Source organism: Nocardia grenadensis (assembly GCF_050942415.1).
Lineage (GTDB): Bacteria > Actinomycetota > Actinomycetes > Mycobacteriales > Mycobacteriaceae > Nocardia > Nocardia grenadensis.
Map to the genome: position 1 here is coordinate 369,488 of NZ_CP192054.1, position 16,174 is coordinate 385,661.

General features: G+C 68.3%; 18 protein-coding genes and 1 riboswitch. Of the genes, 10 read left to right on the forward strand and 8 right to left on the reverse strand.

The genetic code is table 11. The annotated features are described in order from the left end of the window. Positions 1 to 248: 248 nt before the first annotated feature. Positions 249 to 2,804 (forward strand): ATP-dependent Clp protease ATP-binding subunit, encoded by a 2,556-nt coding sequence (locus ACQPYS_RS01670; RefSeq protein ID WP_063035305.1) that lies wholly within the window; start codon positions 249 to 251, stop codon positions 2,802 to 2,804. 160 nt (positions 2,805 to 2,964) lie between these two features. Then, positions 2,965 to 3,615: a vWA domain-containing protein gene (locus ACQPYS_RS01675; RefSeq protein ID WP_174551668.1), complete on the forward strand. Its 651-nt coding sequence runs from the start codon at positions 2,965 to 2,967 to the stop codon at positions 3,613 to 3,615. A 9-nt stretch (positions 3,616 to 3,624) separates the two neighbouring features. Here the strand turns inward: ACQPYS_RS01675 and ACQPYS_RS01680 are convergent, their stop codons facing one another. Then, positions 3,625 to 4,743: a sensor histidine kinase gene (locus ACQPYS_RS01680; RefSeq protein WP_433491519.1), complete on the reverse strand. Its 1,119-nt coding sequence runs from the start codon at positions 4,741 to 4,743 to the stop codon at positions 3,625 to 3,627. A gap of 185 nt (positions 4,744 to 4,928) precedes the next feature. On the opposite strand from ACQPYS_RS01680, the gene ACQPYS_RS01685 reads away from it, so the two are divergent. Beyond that, positions 4,929 to 5,381 (forward strand): SRPBCC family protein, encoded by a 453-nt coding sequence (locus ACQPYS_RS01685; protein WP_063035307.1) that lies wholly within the window; start codon positions 4,929 to 4,931, stop codon positions 5,379 to 5,381. Positions 5,382 to 5,436: 55 nt separating this feature from the next. Beyond that, positions 5,437 to 5,880: an OsmC family peroxiredoxin gene (locus tag ACQPYS_RS01690; RefSeq protein ID WP_063035308.1), complete on the forward strand. Its 444-nt coding sequence runs from the start codon at positions 5,437 to 5,439 to the stop codon at positions 5,878 to 5,880. A 46-nt stretch (positions 5,881 to 5,926) separates the two neighbouring features. Here the strand turns inward: ACQPYS_RS01690 and ACQPYS_RS01695 are convergent, their stop codons facing one another. The 4 genes from ACQPYS_RS01695 to mhuD all read right to left on the reverse strand — a co-directional run bounded on the left by ACQPYS_RS01695 (position 5,927) and on the right by mhuD (position 7,998). Then, complete coding sequence (locus tag ACQPYS_RS01695) at positions 5,927 to 6,412, reverse strand: hypothetical protein (protein ID WP_063035309.1); 486 nt, start codon at positions 6,410 to 6,412, stop codon at positions 5,927 to 5,929. 35 nt (positions 6,413 to 6,447) lie between these two features. Then, entirely contained in the window at positions 6,448 to 7,245 is a 798-nt protein-coding gene (locus ACQPYS_RS01700; protein ID WP_433491520.1) for a CbtA family protein, read from the reverse strand. Then, a complete protein-coding gene (locus ACQPYS_RS01705; RefSeq protein WP_063035311.1) occupies positions 7,236 to 7,430 on the reverse strand; it encodes a CbtB domain-containing protein in 195 nt (64 codons plus the stop codon). Before ACQPYS_RS01705 ends, ACQPYS_RS01700 begins: the two co-directional genes overlap by 10 nt. A gap of 36 nt (positions 7,431 to 7,466) precedes the next feature. Beyond that, positions 7,467 to 7,614, reverse strand: a riboswitch (cobalamin riboswitch). Positions 7,615 to 7,683: 69 nt separating this feature from the next. Further along, positions 7,684 to 7,998, reverse strand: coding sequence for a mycobilin-forming heme oxygenase MhuD (mhuD, locus tag ACQPYS_RS01710; protein ID WP_039821787.1), 315 nt, complete (start codon positions 7,996 to 7,998; stop codon positions 7,684 to 7,686). Positions 7,999 to 8,121: 123 nt separating this feature from the next. Between mhuD and ACQPYS_RS01715 the strand changes: the two genes are divergently transcribed. Next, on the forward strand, positions 8,122 to 8,889 hold the full coding sequence (locus ACQPYS_RS01715; protein WP_063035350.1) for an alpha/beta fold hydrolase: 768 nt from the start codon (positions 8,122 to 8,124) through the stop codon (positions 8,887 to 8,889). Positions 8,890 to 8,910: 21 nt separating this feature from the next. On the opposite strand, the gene ACQPYS_RS01720 is transcribed toward ACQPYS_RS01715, so the two are convergent. Beyond that, positions 8,911 to 9,771, reverse strand: a complete 861-nt coding sequence (locus ACQPYS_RS01720; RefSeq protein ID WP_245664472.1) for an A/G-specific adenine glycosylase — start codon at positions 9,769 to 9,771, stop codon at positions 8,911 to 8,913. Positions 9,772 to 9,952: 181 nt separating this feature from the next. On the opposite strand from ACQPYS_RS01720, the gene ACQPYS_RS01725 reads away from it, so the two are divergent. Further along, the gene (locus ACQPYS_RS01725) at positions 9,953 to 10,576 is read left to right on the forward strand and encodes a carbonic anhydrase (protein WP_063035352.1); all 624 of its coding nucleotides are present in this window, start codon (positions 9,953 to 9,955) and stop codon (positions 10,574 to 10,576) included. A gap of 78 nt (positions 10,577 to 10,654) precedes the next feature. Next, positions 10,655 to 11,323, forward strand: coding sequence for a hypothetical protein (locus ACQPYS_RS01730; protein WP_433491521.1), 669 nt, complete (start codon positions 10,655 to 10,657; stop codon positions 11,321 to 11,323). Positions 11,324 to 11,330: 7 nt separating this feature from the next. Here ACQPYS_RS01730 and radA read toward each other — a convergent pair whose 3' ends face one another. Beyond that, the gene (gene radA, locus ACQPYS_RS01735; RefSeq protein WP_433491522.1) at positions 11,331 to 12,707 is read right to left on the reverse strand and encodes a DNA repair protein RadA; all 1,377 of its coding nucleotides are present in this window, start codon (positions 12,705 to 12,707) and stop codon (positions 11,331 to 11,333) included. Between the two features lie 629 nt (positions 12,708 to 13,336). Next, positions 13,337 to 13,972, reverse strand: coding sequence for a hypothetical protein (locus ACQPYS_RS01740; RefSeq protein WP_245664464.1), 636 nt, complete (start codon positions 13,970 to 13,972; stop codon positions 13,337 to 13,339). A 481-nt stretch (positions 13,973 to 14,453) separates the two neighbouring features. Here ACQPYS_RS01740 and carD point away from each other — a divergent pair, with 481 nt between their 5' ends. From carD to ispF, 3 genes are read left to right on the forward strand one after another with little or no spacing between them, the layout of a single operon-like run. Next, entirely contained in the window at positions 14,454 to 14,942 is a 489-nt protein-coding gene (carD, locus tag ACQPYS_RS01745; protein WP_011206964.1) for an RNA polymerase-binding transcription factor CarD, read from the forward strand. A 2-nt stretch (positions 14,943 to 14,944) separates the two neighbouring features. Then, positions 14,945 to 15,658: a 2-C-methyl-D-erythritol 4-phosphate cytidylyltransferase gene (gene ispD / locus ACQPYS_RS01750; RefSeq protein ID WP_433491523.1), complete on the forward strand. Its 714-nt coding sequence runs from the start codon at positions 14,945 to 14,947 to the stop codon at positions 15,656 to 15,658. A gap of 2 nt (positions 15,659 to 15,660) precedes the next feature. Then, positions 15,661 to 16,173, forward strand: a complete 513-nt coding sequence (ispF, locus tag ACQPYS_RS01755) for a 2-C-methyl-D-erythritol 2,4-cyclodiphosphate synthase (RefSeq protein WP_063035353.1) — start codon at positions 15,661 to 15,663, stop codon at positions 16,171 to 16,173. Position 16,174: the final 1 nt, after the last annotated feature.

The following is a 16,174-nucleotide window of genomic DNA, read 5'->3' on the forward strand; positions in this document are numbered from 1 at the left end:
GTTCTGTTCGCTCTGGGCAAAACCGGAGTGGGAAACCAATCGGTGGGTAAGGGCGTTATGAGTGAATAGGTCTGCTGTCGGGCCCACATCATTAGGGTGGAGCGGCGGCGGCGTAATCCCCTGCCAACTAGAGTGGGAGGCGGGGGCCGCAACCCCTGGCCTTCATGGCAGGCTGAAGCCGACGGTTGTCCACGACACACCACGGCGTCAGCCGGCCATAGAGTCCGGAGCAGGAGAGTGAGGGAGCGATGTTCGAGAGGTTCACCGACCGCGCGAGGCGTGTCGTCGTCCTGGCCCAAGAAGAGGCCCGGATGCTCAACCACAACTACATCGGCACCGAGCACATCCTGCTGGGTCTGATCCACGAGGGTGAGGGTGTCGCGGCCAAGTCCCTGGAGTCGCTCGGTATCTCGCTGGAGGGCGTGCGCAGCCAGGTCGAGGAGATCATCGGCCAGGGCCAGCAGGCCCCGTCCGGTCATATTCCGTTCACCCCCCGCGCCAAGAAGGTGCTGGAACTGAGCCTGCGCGAAGCGCTGCAGCTCGGTCACAACTACATCGGCACCGAGCACATCCTGCTCGGCCTGATCCGCGAGGGCGAGGGCGTCGCGGCCCAGGTGCTGGTCAAGCTCGGCGCCGATCTCAACCGGGTCCGCCAGCAGGTCATCCAGCTGCTCTCCGGGTATCAGGGCAAGGAGCCCGTGGAGTCCGGCGCCCGGGGCGAGACGGGTACCCCGTCCACTTCGCTGGTGCTCGACCAGTTCGGCCGCAACCTCACCCAGGCGGCCCTGGAAGGCAAACTCGACCCCGTCATCGGCCGCTCGAAGGAGATCGAGCGGGTCATGCAGGTGCTCAGCCGCCGTACCAAGAACAACCCGGTCCTGATCGGCGAGCCCGGTGTCGGTAAGACAGCCGTGGTCGAGGGCCTGGCCCAGGCCATCGTCAACGGCGAGGTCCCGGAGACGCTGAAGGACAAGCAGCTCTACACTCTCGACCTGGGTTCCCTGGTCGCGGGCAGCCGCTACCGCGGTGATTTCGAAGAGCGCCTGAAGAAGGTGCTCAAGGAGATCAACACCCGCGGCGACATCATCCTGTTCATCGACGAGCTGCACACATTGGTCGGCGCGGGTGCCGCCGAGGGGGCTATCGACGCGGCCTCCATCCTGAAGCCCAAGCTGGCCCGCGGAGAGCTGCAGACCATCGGCGCCACCACCCTCGACGAGTACCGCAAGTACATCGAGAAGGACGCCGCCCTGGAGCGCCGGTTCCAGCCGGTGCAGGTGGGCGAGCCGACCGTCGAGCACACGATCAATATCCTCAAAGGTCTGCGCGACCGCTACGAGGCGCACCACCGGGTGTCCATCACCGACGGTGCCCTGGTGGCCGCGGCCACTCTGGCCGACCGCTATATCAACGACCGGTTCCTCCCGGACAAGGCGATCGACCTGATCGACGAGGCCGGCGCCCGGATGCGCATCCGCCGGATGACCGCGCCGCCGGACCTGCGCGAATTCGACGACAAGATCGCCGACGCGCGCCGGGAGAAGGAATCGGCGATCGACGCGCAGGACTTCGAGAAGGCCGCGCGGCTGCGCGACAAGGAGAAGCAGCTCGTCGCCAAGCGGGCCGAGCGGGAGAAGCAGTGGCGCTCCGGTGACCTGGATGTCGTGGCCGAGGTCGACGACGAGCAGATCGCCGAGGTGCTGGCCAACTGGACCGGTATCCCCGTCTTCAAGCTCACCGAGGAGGAGACCACCCGTCTGCTCCGCATGGAGGACGAGCTGCACAAGCGGATCATCGGCCAGGAGGACGCGGTCAAGGCCGTCTCCAAGGCCATCCGCCGCACCCGCGCGGGTCTGAAGGATCCGAAGCGTCCGTCCGGCTCGTTCATCTTCGCCGGTCCGTCCGGTGTCGGTAAGACCGAGCTGTCCAAGGCGCTGGCGAACTTCCTCTTCGGCGACGACGACGCGCTCATTCAGATCGATATGGGCGAGTTCCACGACCGTTTCACCGCGTCGCGGCTGTTCGGTGCCCCGCCCGGGTACGTCGGCTACGAAGAGGGTGGCCAGCTCACCGAGAAGGTGCGCCGCAAGCCGTTCTCGGTCGTGCTGTTCGACGAGATCGAGAAGGCCCACCAGGAGATCTACAACACTCTGTTGCAGGTGCTCGAGGACGGCCGCCTCACCGACGGCCAGGGCCGGACCGTGGACTTCAAGAACACGGTGCTGATCTTCACCTCGAACCTCGGTACCTCCGATATCTCGAAGGCCGTGGGTCTGGGCTTCTCGCAGAGCAATGCGGAGGGATCGAACTACGAGCGGATGAAACTCAAGGTCAACGACGAGCTGAAGAAGCACTTCCGGCCGGAGTTCCTCAACCGTATCGACGATGTGATCGTCTTCCACCAGCTCACCACCGAGCAGATCGTGGAAATGGTGGATTTGATGATCGCCCGCGTCGAGCGGCAGCTGAAGGCCAAGGATATGGCGATCACGCTCACCGAGAACGCCAAGAGCCTGCTGGCCAAGCGTGGTTTCGACCCCGTGCTCGGTGCCCGGCCGCTGCGCCGCACCATCCAGCGCGAGATCGAGGACCAGCTCTCGGAGAAGATCCTCTTCGGCGAGATCGGCCCCGGTCAGACCGTCCAGGTCGATGTCGAGGGTTGGGACGGCGAAGGCTCCGGCGAGGACGCCCGCTTCACCTTCGCACCGAAGGCCAAGCTCACCAAGGAAGACGGCGAGAAGAAGCCCGAGGTCGTGCTCACCGGCGCCTCCGAGGGTTCGACCGAAGCCGCTTCGGGCGAGTAGCCGACAGGTCGGCAGAGGGCCTGCCCGCCGGTATCACACCGGTGGGCAGGCCCTTTCGTGTGGGTGAGAGGACGCGCCTGCCGGTCTGCGGGGGACATTCCGGTCGGTGCGCGCGCGTACGGTGACGGCAGTTCATTCGATACGAATCGGGGGTATCACCATGACGAATCCGGATCTGACCACGATCGCGGTTCTGCTCGACCGTTCCGGCTCCATGCAGACCATCAAATCCGATACCGAGGGTGGGTTGGCCGCCTATTTCGAGGAGCAGCGGCAGGTCGAGAAGGCAGTGCGGGTCACCCTCGCGCAATTCGATACCGAGTACGAATGTGTGTACTCGAATGTCCCGATCGATCAGGTCCCGCCGCCGGTCCTGCAGCCGCGCGGCGGCACCGCGCTCTACGACGCCATCGGCAGATCGGTCACCGATCTCGGTGCGGAACTGGCCGCCCGGCCGGAGGAGGAGCGGCCCGGCACCGTGATCGTGGTCGTCCTCACCGACGGGCACGAGAATTCGAGCCGCGAATGGACGCATGCCGCCGTGCGGTCACTGATCGAGCAGCAGCAGAACGTCTACAGCTGGGATTTTCTGTTTCTCGGCGCCAATATGGACGCGGTCGAGATCGGGAGCGGTCTCGGCTTCGCCCCGCAGCAGTCCATCACCTACGGGGCGGCGCCGGCGGGCGTCGCCGGGGTATTCCGGGCAGCAGGGGCGTACTCACGGCGGCTACAGGCCCCGGCGGGCGCACCGGACTCGGCCCGCGCGGCCGGGTTCACCGAGCAGGAGCGTCGCGACGCGAACCCGGGCTGAACCGCGGGGTCACTCGGGTGCTGCGGGTCCCGGATCGGCCGGGGAGCCGCCGCTTCCGCGTGGTTCGGAGGTCACCGCTACCGGTGCCGGCGGCCGGCGAGAATCGTTGTCGCCGGGCTCGTTACGGGTCGGGGGCCGCGCATCGGGGTCGATCGCGATCCGCAGTGGGCGGCTCGGTAGCCGCGCGGCGACCCGGTAGCCGCCGCTGGGTTTGGGGCCGGCGGTCAATGCGCCACCGAGCGCGTGAGTGCGTTCCCGCATGGCGATGATCCCCATCCCACGGGTGGGGCCGGCGTGTTCGGGTTTGCCGGTGGGACGGGTGTTGTCGACGGTGAGATCCACCGAATCACCGGTGTAGCGCACCGTCACGGTGGCCTCGGAGCCCGGGGCGTGGCGCACGACATTGGCCAGGGATTCCTGGACGATCTGGGTGGCCGCCTCGTCGATCGCCGCGGGCAGGGAATCGGGGGTCCCCAGGACCCGGGTGTGCACCGTCAGCCCCGCCAGCCGGGGTTTGCGCAGGAGTTCGTCCAGGTCGGACATGGTGGGGTCGGGTTCGCGAGGTGGTGGTGGGGACGGCGCTTGGGCGGCGGCCGGTGGGCGGCCCGCGCTGGAGCCGTTCGCTCGCGGCTGGTCGGCGCCGGGCCGTTCGCGGCGGCCGAAACCACCTCGGCGCGAACGTCTCGCACGCTCGCGCGGACCGATATCCGCGGCGTCGGCAGGGTCGTGATCGCGGCGCGGCTGCGCGGGTGTGCCGGATACGGGCTCCACCGCCTGGATCGCGTGGCGCAGTGCCTGCACATCCTCGAGCGCGCTGCGGCTGGTGGTTTTGATCTCGGCGACCGTCCCCGCCGCTTTCGCGGACTTGTTCTCCACCTGCTGGAGAGCCATTCCGGCCTGCACATTGATGAGCGAGAGATTGTGCCCCACCACATCGTGCAGCTCCCGGGCGATCAGCAGGCGCTCTGTGCCGACCTCGAGTTCCCGCTGCTGCCGCGCCGCCATGCGTTCGGCGGTGTCCAGGGCCTGCCGGGTCTGTGCGAGTAGGCGACGGTGCCGCAGCACTTCGAACAGCGCCGCGGCCAGCGCGACCCAGCCCAGTAGCCCGACCATCTGCCAGCCCGTCATCGCGCACTCTCCACCTGCACCACCCTATTCGCCTGTTGTGCTCGGTCGTCGGCGCACACCCGGATTACCGGTGCCGCAATGGTATTCCGATGACGAATGCGCCGGTTCCGGGTGGGCCGGTCGGCAGCGGCGCGTGATCACCGCATCTGCGGCAGTACCCGCCCCGGCGCGGGTATGGTCCAGTGATGGTCGACCAGCAAGTGCGTGTACCGGACCTGTCCACACGGCCGTACGAACTCACCGTGGAGCGGGTGATGACCGCTTCACCCGAACTCCTCTACTTGGCGTGGACCCAGGGCTTCGATATCTGGTTCGCGGAACCGTCCTCGGTGCGGATGCGGCCCGAGGTGAACGAGCCGTTCTATTTCGAGACCCGGGAGGAGGGGAACTCTCGGCCGCATTACGGCCGCTTCCTCCGTCTGGAACCGGGCCGGCTCGTCGAAATGACCTGGGTGACCGGCGCCGGCGGCACCGAGGGCGCGGAAACGGTGGTGCGGGTGGAACTGGTCAAACAACCCCGTGGCATCCGGTTGCGGTTGCGGCACAGCGGTTTTGCCGACGAAGCGGCCCGCGACCGGCATCGGGACGTCTGGCCCGCGGTGCTGGCCCGCCTCGACGAACGAACTGCGACGAAGTGAGGGTACTAGTAGGTTCGAGTCCGACTCACAACGAATCGTCTTCGAAAGGATCGTGATGCCCACACGTACCGCGCGCACCGCATGGACCGGTGGTCTCCAGGACGGCTCCGGCCAGGTCGAGCTGATCAGCTCGGGGGTCGGTAAGTACGAGGTGTCGTTCCCGAAGCGGTCGGCCGATGACGCCGACGGCACAACCAGCCCGGAGGAACTGATCGCCGGGGCACATTCGTCCTGCTACGCGATGGCGCTGTCGAACGAGATCGCTCAGGCCGGCGGTACCCCGCAGAGCCTCGACGTCTCGGCCGCGGTGACCCTGGGCCCCGACCCGGCGGGCGGTTTCCGGATCAGCCGGATCGCACTGAAGGTACGTGGCCGGGTATCCGGCCTCGACGAGGCGGGTTTCGCCGCCGCGGCCGCTGCGGCCAAGGCCGGATGCCCGGTGAGCAAGGCCCTGGGCGGAGTGGACGACATCACCCTGGACGCGGCGCTGGAATCCTGAGATGCCTGTCCCGGGCCCCGCGCGGGCCCGGGACAGGGAAGGGCCTTTACCAGGGCCTACCGGCGCCGTGTCCGGCCCGGAACCACGCCCGGGCGCCCCGTGTGTACATGGCGGGGATCGCGACGAATACCGCGCATAGATGGCCGGCCCGGGTGAGCGCCAGGAATACGGTCGCGGCGCTCATATCGGCGAACACACCGGCGCCTCCGTTCGCGAGCATCCGAACAGGCTCCACCACCAATGAGGCCGTACCGACCACGCCTATCCCGGCGGCGAGCAGATTCCTGGCCCAGCGTTCGCCTCGCAGCATCCGCCACGCGACACCGAGAACCGCCAGGTAGATCCCGGCGCGCAGTAGCCAACCGCCGGTGAGTTCGCCGATATCCGCTGCGTCGCCCAGCAATGCGCCCCGGACCGCGGCTTCGGTGATACCGCAGCCCACGGCCGCCACGAGCGCGACGAAGGCGATGGTGACGGCTGCGGGCCGCCGGGCGAGTGGACTGTCCGGGTGGGCGAGCGTGGTGTCGTGCATACCTCGACCATGCCCGGTGACTACCGCTCCCCGGATCAACCCGCTGTAGCAGCAGCCTCCGCTACCCGGGTACCACCGCGGTTGCTCCACTCGGTGAGCGCGGCGAAGGCCAGAGCGATCCCGACCCACAGCGCGGTGGATACGGCCAGCGACGCGGCGCGGAACTCCCACAGCAGCGAGGCCGGGAAGTCGGCCCCCACTTCGTTCACCCCGGGCAACAGCACGTAGCCGAGGGTGATTACCAGTACGAATCCGGCCGCGGCCGCGACGAGCCGGAGGGATTCGGGCCGCGGCCGCAGCGCCTTCCAGATGTACACACCGGCCGCGACGGCCACCAGGCCCAGCACCACCGAGGCCAGCCAGAGCAGGGTGCGCTCGTTGATCGTCTCCGGGTCACCGACCGCCGGTGGGTTGGCCGGATACTTGAAGAACGGCACTGCCACCACCGCGACCCAGCCGCCCAGGCCCAGCCCGAGTATCAACCGATGACCGGGCAGCGCGGTGAACCGCCGGGCGTAATGCGCCGCGGTCGCCACGATCGCCCCGAACGCCATCCCGGCCAGGGCGTCTGCCAGGAACTGCCCGAATTTCTGCCACGGCCTGCTCACCACGGCCTCGTCCCCGTGCGTGTGCGCTGTCTCCCCGTGCGTATGTCCGGTACCCGAATCCTGGGCATGCTCCGGCGTGGGAGCCGCGGCCTCCTCGATGGCGATGGCGGCATCGACCTTGGGCTCGCCGACGAAATTTCCGACGACACCCGCGAGGAGACCGGCGATCAGGCCGGCGAGCAGACCACGGAGCAGCAGGGCACCGAAAGATCCACTCAATGGCACGGGACACCCAGCAGGTGGCGCCCGTCGTGCATCAGCTCGTGCAGGAACATACCGCCGCGCGATACGGCGCCTTGATCGAATCCGACCAGGTAGAGCGTCAGCAGTGCCAGCAGGACGACGCCTACTGTGACGAGCACTGTCGCCGCCGTATCGGCGGCCCTGCTCGGGACATGGGCTATGGCCATGGTGGGTCCTCCTCATCCGGATGCTCGCGTCCGGTTCGCGAGTTGTGCGCAGGTGCCGGTGTCTGACTCTGCCCACCCGTTCCGGCGCGGACATCACAGTGGCGCGACCGCTCCGGGTTCTCACCGGATTACCGCATCACCTTTGCTTTCACCTCGAACTGTGACACCGGCCGTCGCCGCCGTCAATATGTCCACGAACGATCACCGGCCACGCCGCCGGTGGTCGGCGGCGTGGCCGGTGTGGGGGAGGCGATCAGGACGCGGGTTTACCCGCTACATCGAGTACGACCTCGAACTCCAGCAGTGAAGCGCCGGTGGCGACAGGCTTGTTCTGCTGTCCGGCATGTGCCTCTTTGGCGGGGCCGTCGCGCCACGCCGCGAAGGACTCCTCGGAATCCCACTGGGTGACCACGAAATACCGATTCTCGCCGGCCGTGGGCCGCAACAATTGGAAGCCGAGAAACCCCGGGGAGTTTTCGACCGCGTGCGCGCGATGGGCGAACCGCTTCTCCAGCTCGGGACCCGCGCCCTCGGGGACCTCGATCGCATTGATCTTCACAACAGCCATACCCCTGAGCTTAGGTATCGCGAGTCCGGGAGGGACAGTGCCGCACGCCACAGCGGGTCACTACGTGCACCGCCCGGTGGCGCCGACCCCGCCCTGTGGAGGGTTGTGAATAAACTCGGCCCGGTGTTGCACGACGAAGGCGGGACCGGGATCCCGATACTGCTGCTGCACGGGTTGATGGGCAGCGCCCGTACCTGGCAGAACCAGGTCCGGTGGTTGCGTGACCACGGCCGGGTGTTCACCTTCGACGCCGCCGGGCACGGGCGCCCCGCACCGCCCGAACTCACCACCGACGCTTTCGTCGCCGATCTGGCCGCCGCCACCGCGCGCATCGCCGAGCCGATGATCGTGATCGGGCATTCCATGGGTGGTCTGCACGGCTGGGTGTTCGCGGCCACGCATCCGAACCGGGTGCGCGGGCTGGTGGTGGAGGATATGGCAGCCGATTTCACCGGCCGTACCGCTGCCCACTGGGCCGCGATGGTCGAGGCCTGGCCGCAGCCCTTCGCGGACGAGGCCGCCCTGGTGGCGCATTTCGGCCCGGTCGCCGGCCGTTACTTCCGGGATTCGTTCCAGCGGGGCCCGGACGGTTACCGGTTGCACGGCGAGGTGGCCACCTTCCGGGATATCTCGGAGGAGTGGGGTGCCCGGTCGTTCTGGGCGGAGTGGGGCAGGCTCACCGTCCCTACGCTGCTGCTAGAAGGCGAATACACGATCACCCCGCCGGGGCAGATGCGCCGGATGGCCGAATTACATCCCGCCGCCGAACATGTCCTGGTTCCCGATGCGGGTCACCTGGTGCACGATGACCAGCCGGCGTACTACCGGGCCGAGGTGGAGCGTTTCCTCGCGCGCCTGCGCGGAGTCCCCGGAACTGTCGCCGAGACCTGAGCGCTCCGGCCGCGGCGGGCGTCAGCCCTCTCCGGCCAGGGCGAACCGTCCATCGTCGGTCTGCTCGATCAACCCGTCCACCAGCAGCGAATCCAATGCGCGGTCGCGCTGGCCGGGATCGCGGGTCCAGGCGAGATCCAGCCGGACGCGTTCCACCGGCGCGTGCGCGGCCCGCAGCACGTCGAGCAGCCGCCCCCGCGCCTGCCGGTCGGTACCCTCGTACTTCTGCGTCCGGCGTACCGACTCGGCCGCCGGCCGGCCCGCGGCGACCCACGCGCAACGCGGCAGCGGGCAGCGCCCGCAATCCGGGGTCCGCGCGGCGCACACCGTCGCGCCGAGTTCCATCAGGGCCGCCGAGAACACCGCTGCCCGGTCGATCCGGCCGGGCAGCAGCGCCTCGGTTTCCCGTAGATCGCGGGCGGCCGGATTACCGGCCTCCCGGCCGTGCACGGCCCGGGCCACCACCCGACGGACATTCGTGTCCACCACCGGGACTCGTTGCCCATAGGCGAAACAGGCGACCGCCCGCGCCGTGTAGGCGCCGATGCCGGGCAGCCCGAGCAGCACTTCGACATCGTCGGGCACCTGGTCACCGTGCTCGGCGGCGAGGACCTGGGCGCATTCGTGCAGGCGCAGGGCTCGGCGCGGATAGCCGAGTTTCCCCCAGGCCCGCAGCACCTCACCCGCGCTCGCCGCCGCCATGGCCGAGGGCACCGGCCAGCGTCGCACCCATTCCCGCCAGATCGGTTCCACCCGCGACACCGGCGTCTGCTGCAGCATGATCTCGCTCATCAGGATCTGCCAAGCGCTCACTCCGGGCCGCCGCCAGGGTAGGTCCCGGGCCGTCCGCGTGTACCAATCGATCAGGGTGTCGGAGTCGATCGCGCCGGGTTCGATCGACACGACACCGCGCCCGCCCGAACCCGGCTTCCCGATACCTGCGCTGCTCACCGACCCACTCCATCCACCTCACCGTGCAGTTCCACCGGTTCGGCGTGGCCCGACGCCGCGCTGTAACGGGACGGAAGCAAGCGAGCACATCAAATCGTGCAGAATGGACACCATGCCTCAGTCCAACCCGGTAAGTGCCTGGAAGTCGCTGCGCGAGGGAAACGAGCGCTTCGTGAACGGCACGCTGCTGCATCCTAGTCAGGGAGCCGCCGATCGAGCCAAGCTCGTCGCCGGCCAGCATCCGACCGCCGTGCTATTCGGTTGCGGAGACTCCCGAGTCGCCGCGGAACTGATCTTCGACCAGGGTCTCGGCGATATGTTCGTGGTCCGCACCGCGGGCCACGTCATCGACGCCGCGGTGCTGGGATCGATCGAATACGGCGTCGGTGTGCTCGATGTACCGCTGATCGTGGTACTCGGCCACGACAGCTGCGGTGCGGTGAAAGCGACGCTGGACGCGCTGGACGGCGGCGAGGTGCCCGGCGGATTCATCCGCAGCATCGTCGAGAAGGTCACGCCGTCGATGCTGATCGGGCGCCGCGAGGGGCTCGAATCGGTGGACGAGCTCGAAGCCCGCCACGTGGTGGAGACCAGCAGCCTGCTGATGGAACGGTCGATGATCGTGTCCGAGCGGGTGCAGGCCGGTAAATGCGCGATCGCCTGCGTCACCTACAAACTGGTCGACGGCCGGGCGAAGCTACACCGCGTGGTCGGCAATATCGGCGAGACCGTCTGACTCCGTGGGCGGCTGCCGGCGGCACCTTCGGGTGTGCCGTTGACGACCGCTGCCGCCCGCTGCGCTTACCGTTGACACGTGTTGGAACCGACAGGACCGTTACCGCCGGAGATCTACTGGCGGCGTCGTGTGTTCGCCATCGGCGCGCTCGTGGTCGCGCTCGCGGTGGTGATCTGGCTGGCCGTCACCGTCTCCCGGGGCGGTGACGCGCCCGATGCCGCCGCGGTGGCATCGGCCTCCGAGACCACCGAGCCCGGCCCGGGGCCGGCCGCATCGTCCACCACGGCGACCGGCACGCGTGCGTCCGGCACGACATCGGCTACGCGCAGCAGCGAACCCACCCCGGCGGCCGCCGGTCAATGCGCCGACCAGTCACTGGCCATCAAGGTGTCGGTGGGGCAGCCCACCTACCAGGTTGGTGAAGAGCCGGTGTTCGGGATCGTGATCACCAATATCTCCGGTGCGGCGTGTACCCGGGACGTGGGATCCGGGCTGCAGCGCGTATCCGTGCACTCGCTCGACGGTGGGCGGCAACTGTGGGCGAGCACGGACTGTTTCCCCGACGGCGACCCGGATGTGCGCACCCTCGACCGCGGTGAGCAGGCCGCGTTCACGGTCACCTGGACCGGCGCGACCTCGCAGCCGGAATGCGCGGGGGAGCGGGTGCAGGTACCCGCGGGCGCCTACAACGTGGTGGCGCAGATGGGTTCGGTGCGCAGCGCGCCCGAACCTTTCAATATCGCCTGAGCGGGAGTCATTTCTTGGTCAGGCCGGCCAACCGCAGCGCGCCGCGCAGGCCGGACGCCTCGTGCAGGGTCATCGGTGTGGCCTTGCCGTCGGTACCCGGCGGCACCACCGCGGTGGTGAACCCGAGTCGTTCGGCCTCGGCGAGCCGGCGGGTCACCGAGGTGATCCGCCGGACCTCCCCGGCCAGCCCCACCTCGCCGAGGATCACCCAACCGGGCGGTAGCGCTGTATCGCGAGCCGCGCTGGCGATGGCGAGTGCGACGGCGAGGTCCGCGGCCGGTTCGGTGAGCCGCATACCGCCCACGGTGGCCGCGTAGACATCCTGTTTACCGACATAGACACCGCACCGGCTCTGCAGCACCGCCAGCACCATGGCCACCCGGTTGTAGTCCAGTCCGCTGACGGCCCGGCGGGGTGCCGGTGCCTGCGTTTCCACCGTGAGCCCCTGTACCTCGCCGACCAGCGGCCGCTTCCCGTCCATCGCGACGGTGACCGCCGTACCCGGCACCGAATCCGCGCGATGGTGCAGGAACAGGCCGGAAGGGTCTGTCACACAGGCGATTCCGTCGTCGTGGAGTTCGAAACAGCCCACCTCGTCCGCGCTGCCGAACCGGTTCTTGATCCCGCGCACCATCCGCAATGTGGTGTTCTTGTCGCCCTCGAATTGCAGCACCACATCGACCAGATGTTCCAGGGTGCGCGGCCCGGCGACCGCGCCGTCCTTGGTGACATGCCCCACCAGCAGTACGGCGATACCGCTCGCCTTCGCCAGTGAGGTCAGCGCCGCGGTCACCGCGCGCACCTGGGTGACACCCCCGATCACGCCGTCGGTATCGGCGGCCAGCATCGTCTGTACCGAATCGACCACCAACAGTGTGGGTTTCACCTGATCGACATGCCCGAGCACCACCGAGAGATCGGATTCGGCGGCCAGATACACCCGGTCGTGCACCGCACCCGTCCGGTCGGCACGCAACCGCACCTGTCCCGCCGATTCCTCCGCGGTGACGTAGAGAGCCCGCTCGTCGCGCTGGCGCGCCCAGCGATGCGCCACCTCGAGCAGCAAGGTCGATTTACCCACCCCCGGCTCGCCGGACAGCAACACCACCGACCCTGCGACGATCCCGCCACCGAGCACCCGGTCCAGCTCGGAAACCCCTGTGGGCCGCGCCGTGGTGGTCTGCGAATCGATCCGGGAGATCGGCGCCGCGGCGGTACTCGGGAGCATCGCCTTCCGCGCCGACCCCGCCGCCGCGGCCGCCACCGGCATCGCCTCGTCCACGGTCCCCCAGGACCCGCAGCCGGGACATTTACCGACCCATTTGGCGACCTCGTGCGCACACTCCGAACACCGATAGACGGCTTTGTTCTTGGTCCCTGCCACAGCCGCACCCTACGCAGCCCCGCCGACAGTGTTTATTGGCGGCGCCTTCGGCGCCGCGGGGTCGAGGCCCCCGAAGGTCCCGCCGTTCAGGCCTCGAGACTCGCGGCTTCGCCGCATGCGCTTCGAGGCCTGAACGGCGGGACGGGCCTCGACCCTTTCAGGGCCTCGTAAGACTCGGCACCGAGCAGGCGCTGCTATTCGTGGAAGTGATCAGGTGCCAGGTCGGCCGGGCGGTCGAGTCGGCATCCGACACGGACATCGGGTACCGACGTAACCCACGTGCGTCGAGTTTTACGAGACACCTCGAAGGGTTGCCGCCCGTCTCGCCCCTTGGCCGAAGGTGTTCAACGGTCGCTCTCTATGGACGGCCCACCGCACATCGCATGAGCCGAAGACTCGAGTCCCGAGGCCGAAACGGCGAGACCAAGGGGGCCTCGACCCCGCGCGCGCCAGCGCGCCGAAAACACAGCACCTCCGCCGGCAAACCCACATCCCCCACCTTCGCGAGCAGGCCCACACCTCCACCTTCGCTAATCGGGCCCGCCCTGTGGAGCGAGCCTCCTCGATTCGGTCGGTGCCGGAAGCTGTGGGTTCCGGCACCGGGAGGCCGGCATCGGCTCAGGGAAAGCTCAGTGCCCGCCTGCCGAGCCCGTGGTGCTCTTGGAGAGTTCCGATTCGTGCCGGGGCGCTTCTACGCCGGCGTCGACCGGCACCTGGACCAGGACGTTCCCGTTGTTCTTGAAGTTGAACGTGACGTCGTATGCGAGGCCCGGGATGATGTCCTTGGTGAGGCCGGTGATCTCGATGCGGGCCGGTGTGGTCTCGCCGCCTTCGGTTTTGATCGTTTCGTCGCCGGTGTGGGTTTCCACGCCGGCCTGCGGGGTGGAGACCACGATCGTCTCGGAGGGGGCGATCTCGAGTTTGCCGCCTTTACCCGGGGTGATCTGGACGGTCCCGAGGTCGGTGGTGACGCTGGTGAGTTCGTCTGCGCCGACCGCGCCGGTGTTCACGATCGACAGCGCGAGCGCGGCCTTGCCGCCGGCGGTGTGGGTGGTGGTGGCGCTGCCGGGGAACACGATGTGCACATTGCGCAGGGCGATATCGCCGGCGTTGGCCGTGTTGCCGTTGATGGCGGCGACCTGTACGGCGGTCTGGGAGATCTGACCGGCGCTGCAGCCGGACAGGATGAGCGCCGCACCGGCGGCGAGCGCGGCGGCCGCAACCATGCGGCGCCGCCGGGTCGGGACCGGGCCAGCGGCAGTCACAGCAGTCAGGGCAGTCACGGGTTGTCCTCCATGTCCGAGTGGGCGCACTCCAACTAGGCACTGTAGTAGTTGGGTTCGGGGCCGGGGAGCACCGGGCGGCGTCAGGGGGGATTACGTGCCGTGTGTTGTGTGATTTGTCGCACGTCATGGTGTGTCCGGCGGGTCGCGGATCGTAGTCTCGGCAGCGCTCCGGTGCGCGTCGGGGGCCGGTGCGCCGACCGGGTGTCGTGTAGATCCCGGGACGTCGCGCTGACCGGTAACGATCGGGCCTCCGCGACCCACTTGCGTGACCGCGCGGAGTGGGTTTTCATATGCCCTCGGAGGGCCCGTGCCCGACACTCGTTCGGGCACAACGTGATGCACACCAAACTCGTCCTGTCAAGCCCCAGTACCTGGTCGTTGTGGCCCTGACCTGCGCAGTTGATCGCGCCGTTATCGAGTCGCGTGTTAAACTGTGAACATCGAAAGGGGCACGGGACACATGATTTTTAAGGTCGGAGATACCGTCGTTTATCCCCATCATGGGGCGGCTTTGATCGAAGCTATCGAGACCCGCACCATCAAGGGTGAGCAGAAAGAGTATCTGGTCCTGAAGGTCGCACAGGGTGACCTCACTGTTCGGGTTCCCGCGGAAAACGCGGAATATGTCGGCGTCCGCGATGTCGTGGGCCAGGAAGGTCTGGATCGGGTTTTTCAGGTGCTGCGTGCGCCACATACGGAAGAGCCCACCAATTGGTCCCGCCGTTACAAGGCCAACCTCGAGAAGCTCGCTTCCGGCGATGTGAACAAGGTGGCCGAGGTCGTTCGTGACCTGTGGCGTCGGGAACAGGATCGTGGCCTGTCCGCGGGCGAGAAGCGGATGCTGGCCAAGGCTCGGCAGATCCTCGTCGGGGAGCTCGCGCTCGCCGAGGGCACCGATGACGGCAAGGCCGAGACGCTTCTCGACGAGGTTCTCGCCGCGGCTTCCTGATCGTGCACAAAACAGACGGTCCCGGCCGTGACGCCGGTCCCGTCACAGCACTGGTTCCTGCCGCCGGTCGTGGCGTGCGCTTGGGTGCAGATGAACCCAAAGCGTTCGTCCCGATCGGCGGCACACCCATGCTCACACTGGCTGTGAACGGGCTGGTGGCTGCCGCGGTCGTCGACGAGATCATTGTGATGGTGCCCGCCGAACACGTCGACCGGACGGCAGCTCTCCTACCCTCCGATGCGCCGGTGCGGATCGTGGTCGGCGGCGCCGAGCGCACCGATTCGGTACGTGCCGGTCTCGCCGCTGCCGGTGATGCGGCGTTCTTCCTGGTGCACGACGCGGCCCGCGCGCTCACGCCGCCCGCGCTGATCGCCCGGGTGGTGGACGAGCTGCGTGCCGGTCATGCCGCTGTCGTGCCCGCACTGCCGGTGGTCGACACCGTGAAAACCGTCGATTCCGGCGGGAATGTCACCGGTACACCGGACCGTGGCGCGTTACGGGCCATCCAGACCCCGCAGGGATTCGCCGCGCGGGCATTACGCGCCGCGTACGCCGACGCGGGCTCGGCGACCGATGACGCCGGCCTGGTGGAGCGGCTGGGCGTCGAGGTGCGTACCGTCGCCGGCGATCCGCTGGCATTCAAGATCACCACCCCCTTCGATCTGCGTTTGGCCGAATCCCTGCGCACTGCGTACCCGGTGGTGACGCCGTGCTGAACATGCGAGTGGGGATCGGCACCGATGTACATCCGATCGAACCGGGTCGTCCCTGCTGGATGGCCGGTTTGCTGTTCGCCGGCGAGGACGGTTGCGCCGGACATTCCGACGGTGACGTCGCCGCGCACGCCCTCTGTGACGCCCTGTTGGCCGCGGCGGGCCTGGGAGACGTGGGGTCGGTCTTCGGTACCGGCCGGCCGGAATGGGCCGGGGTGTCCGGGGCCGCCATGCTGAAGGAAGTCCGGCGGCTGCTCGACAACGCCGGATACGAGGTCGTCAACGCCGCCGTCCAGGTGATCGGTAACCGGCCGCGGATCGGTCCGCGTCGTGCCGAGGCCCAGCAGGTACTGGGTGATCTGCTGGACGCGCCCGTATCGGTCTCCGGCACGACCAGTGACGGCCTGGGCCTCACCGGCCGGGGTGAGGGGATCGCCGCGGTCGCCACCGCGCTGCTGCACTGTCCGGAGCGGCCGAGTGGACAGCCCGGAGACGGTCGCGAGGTGCGACCGGCATAGG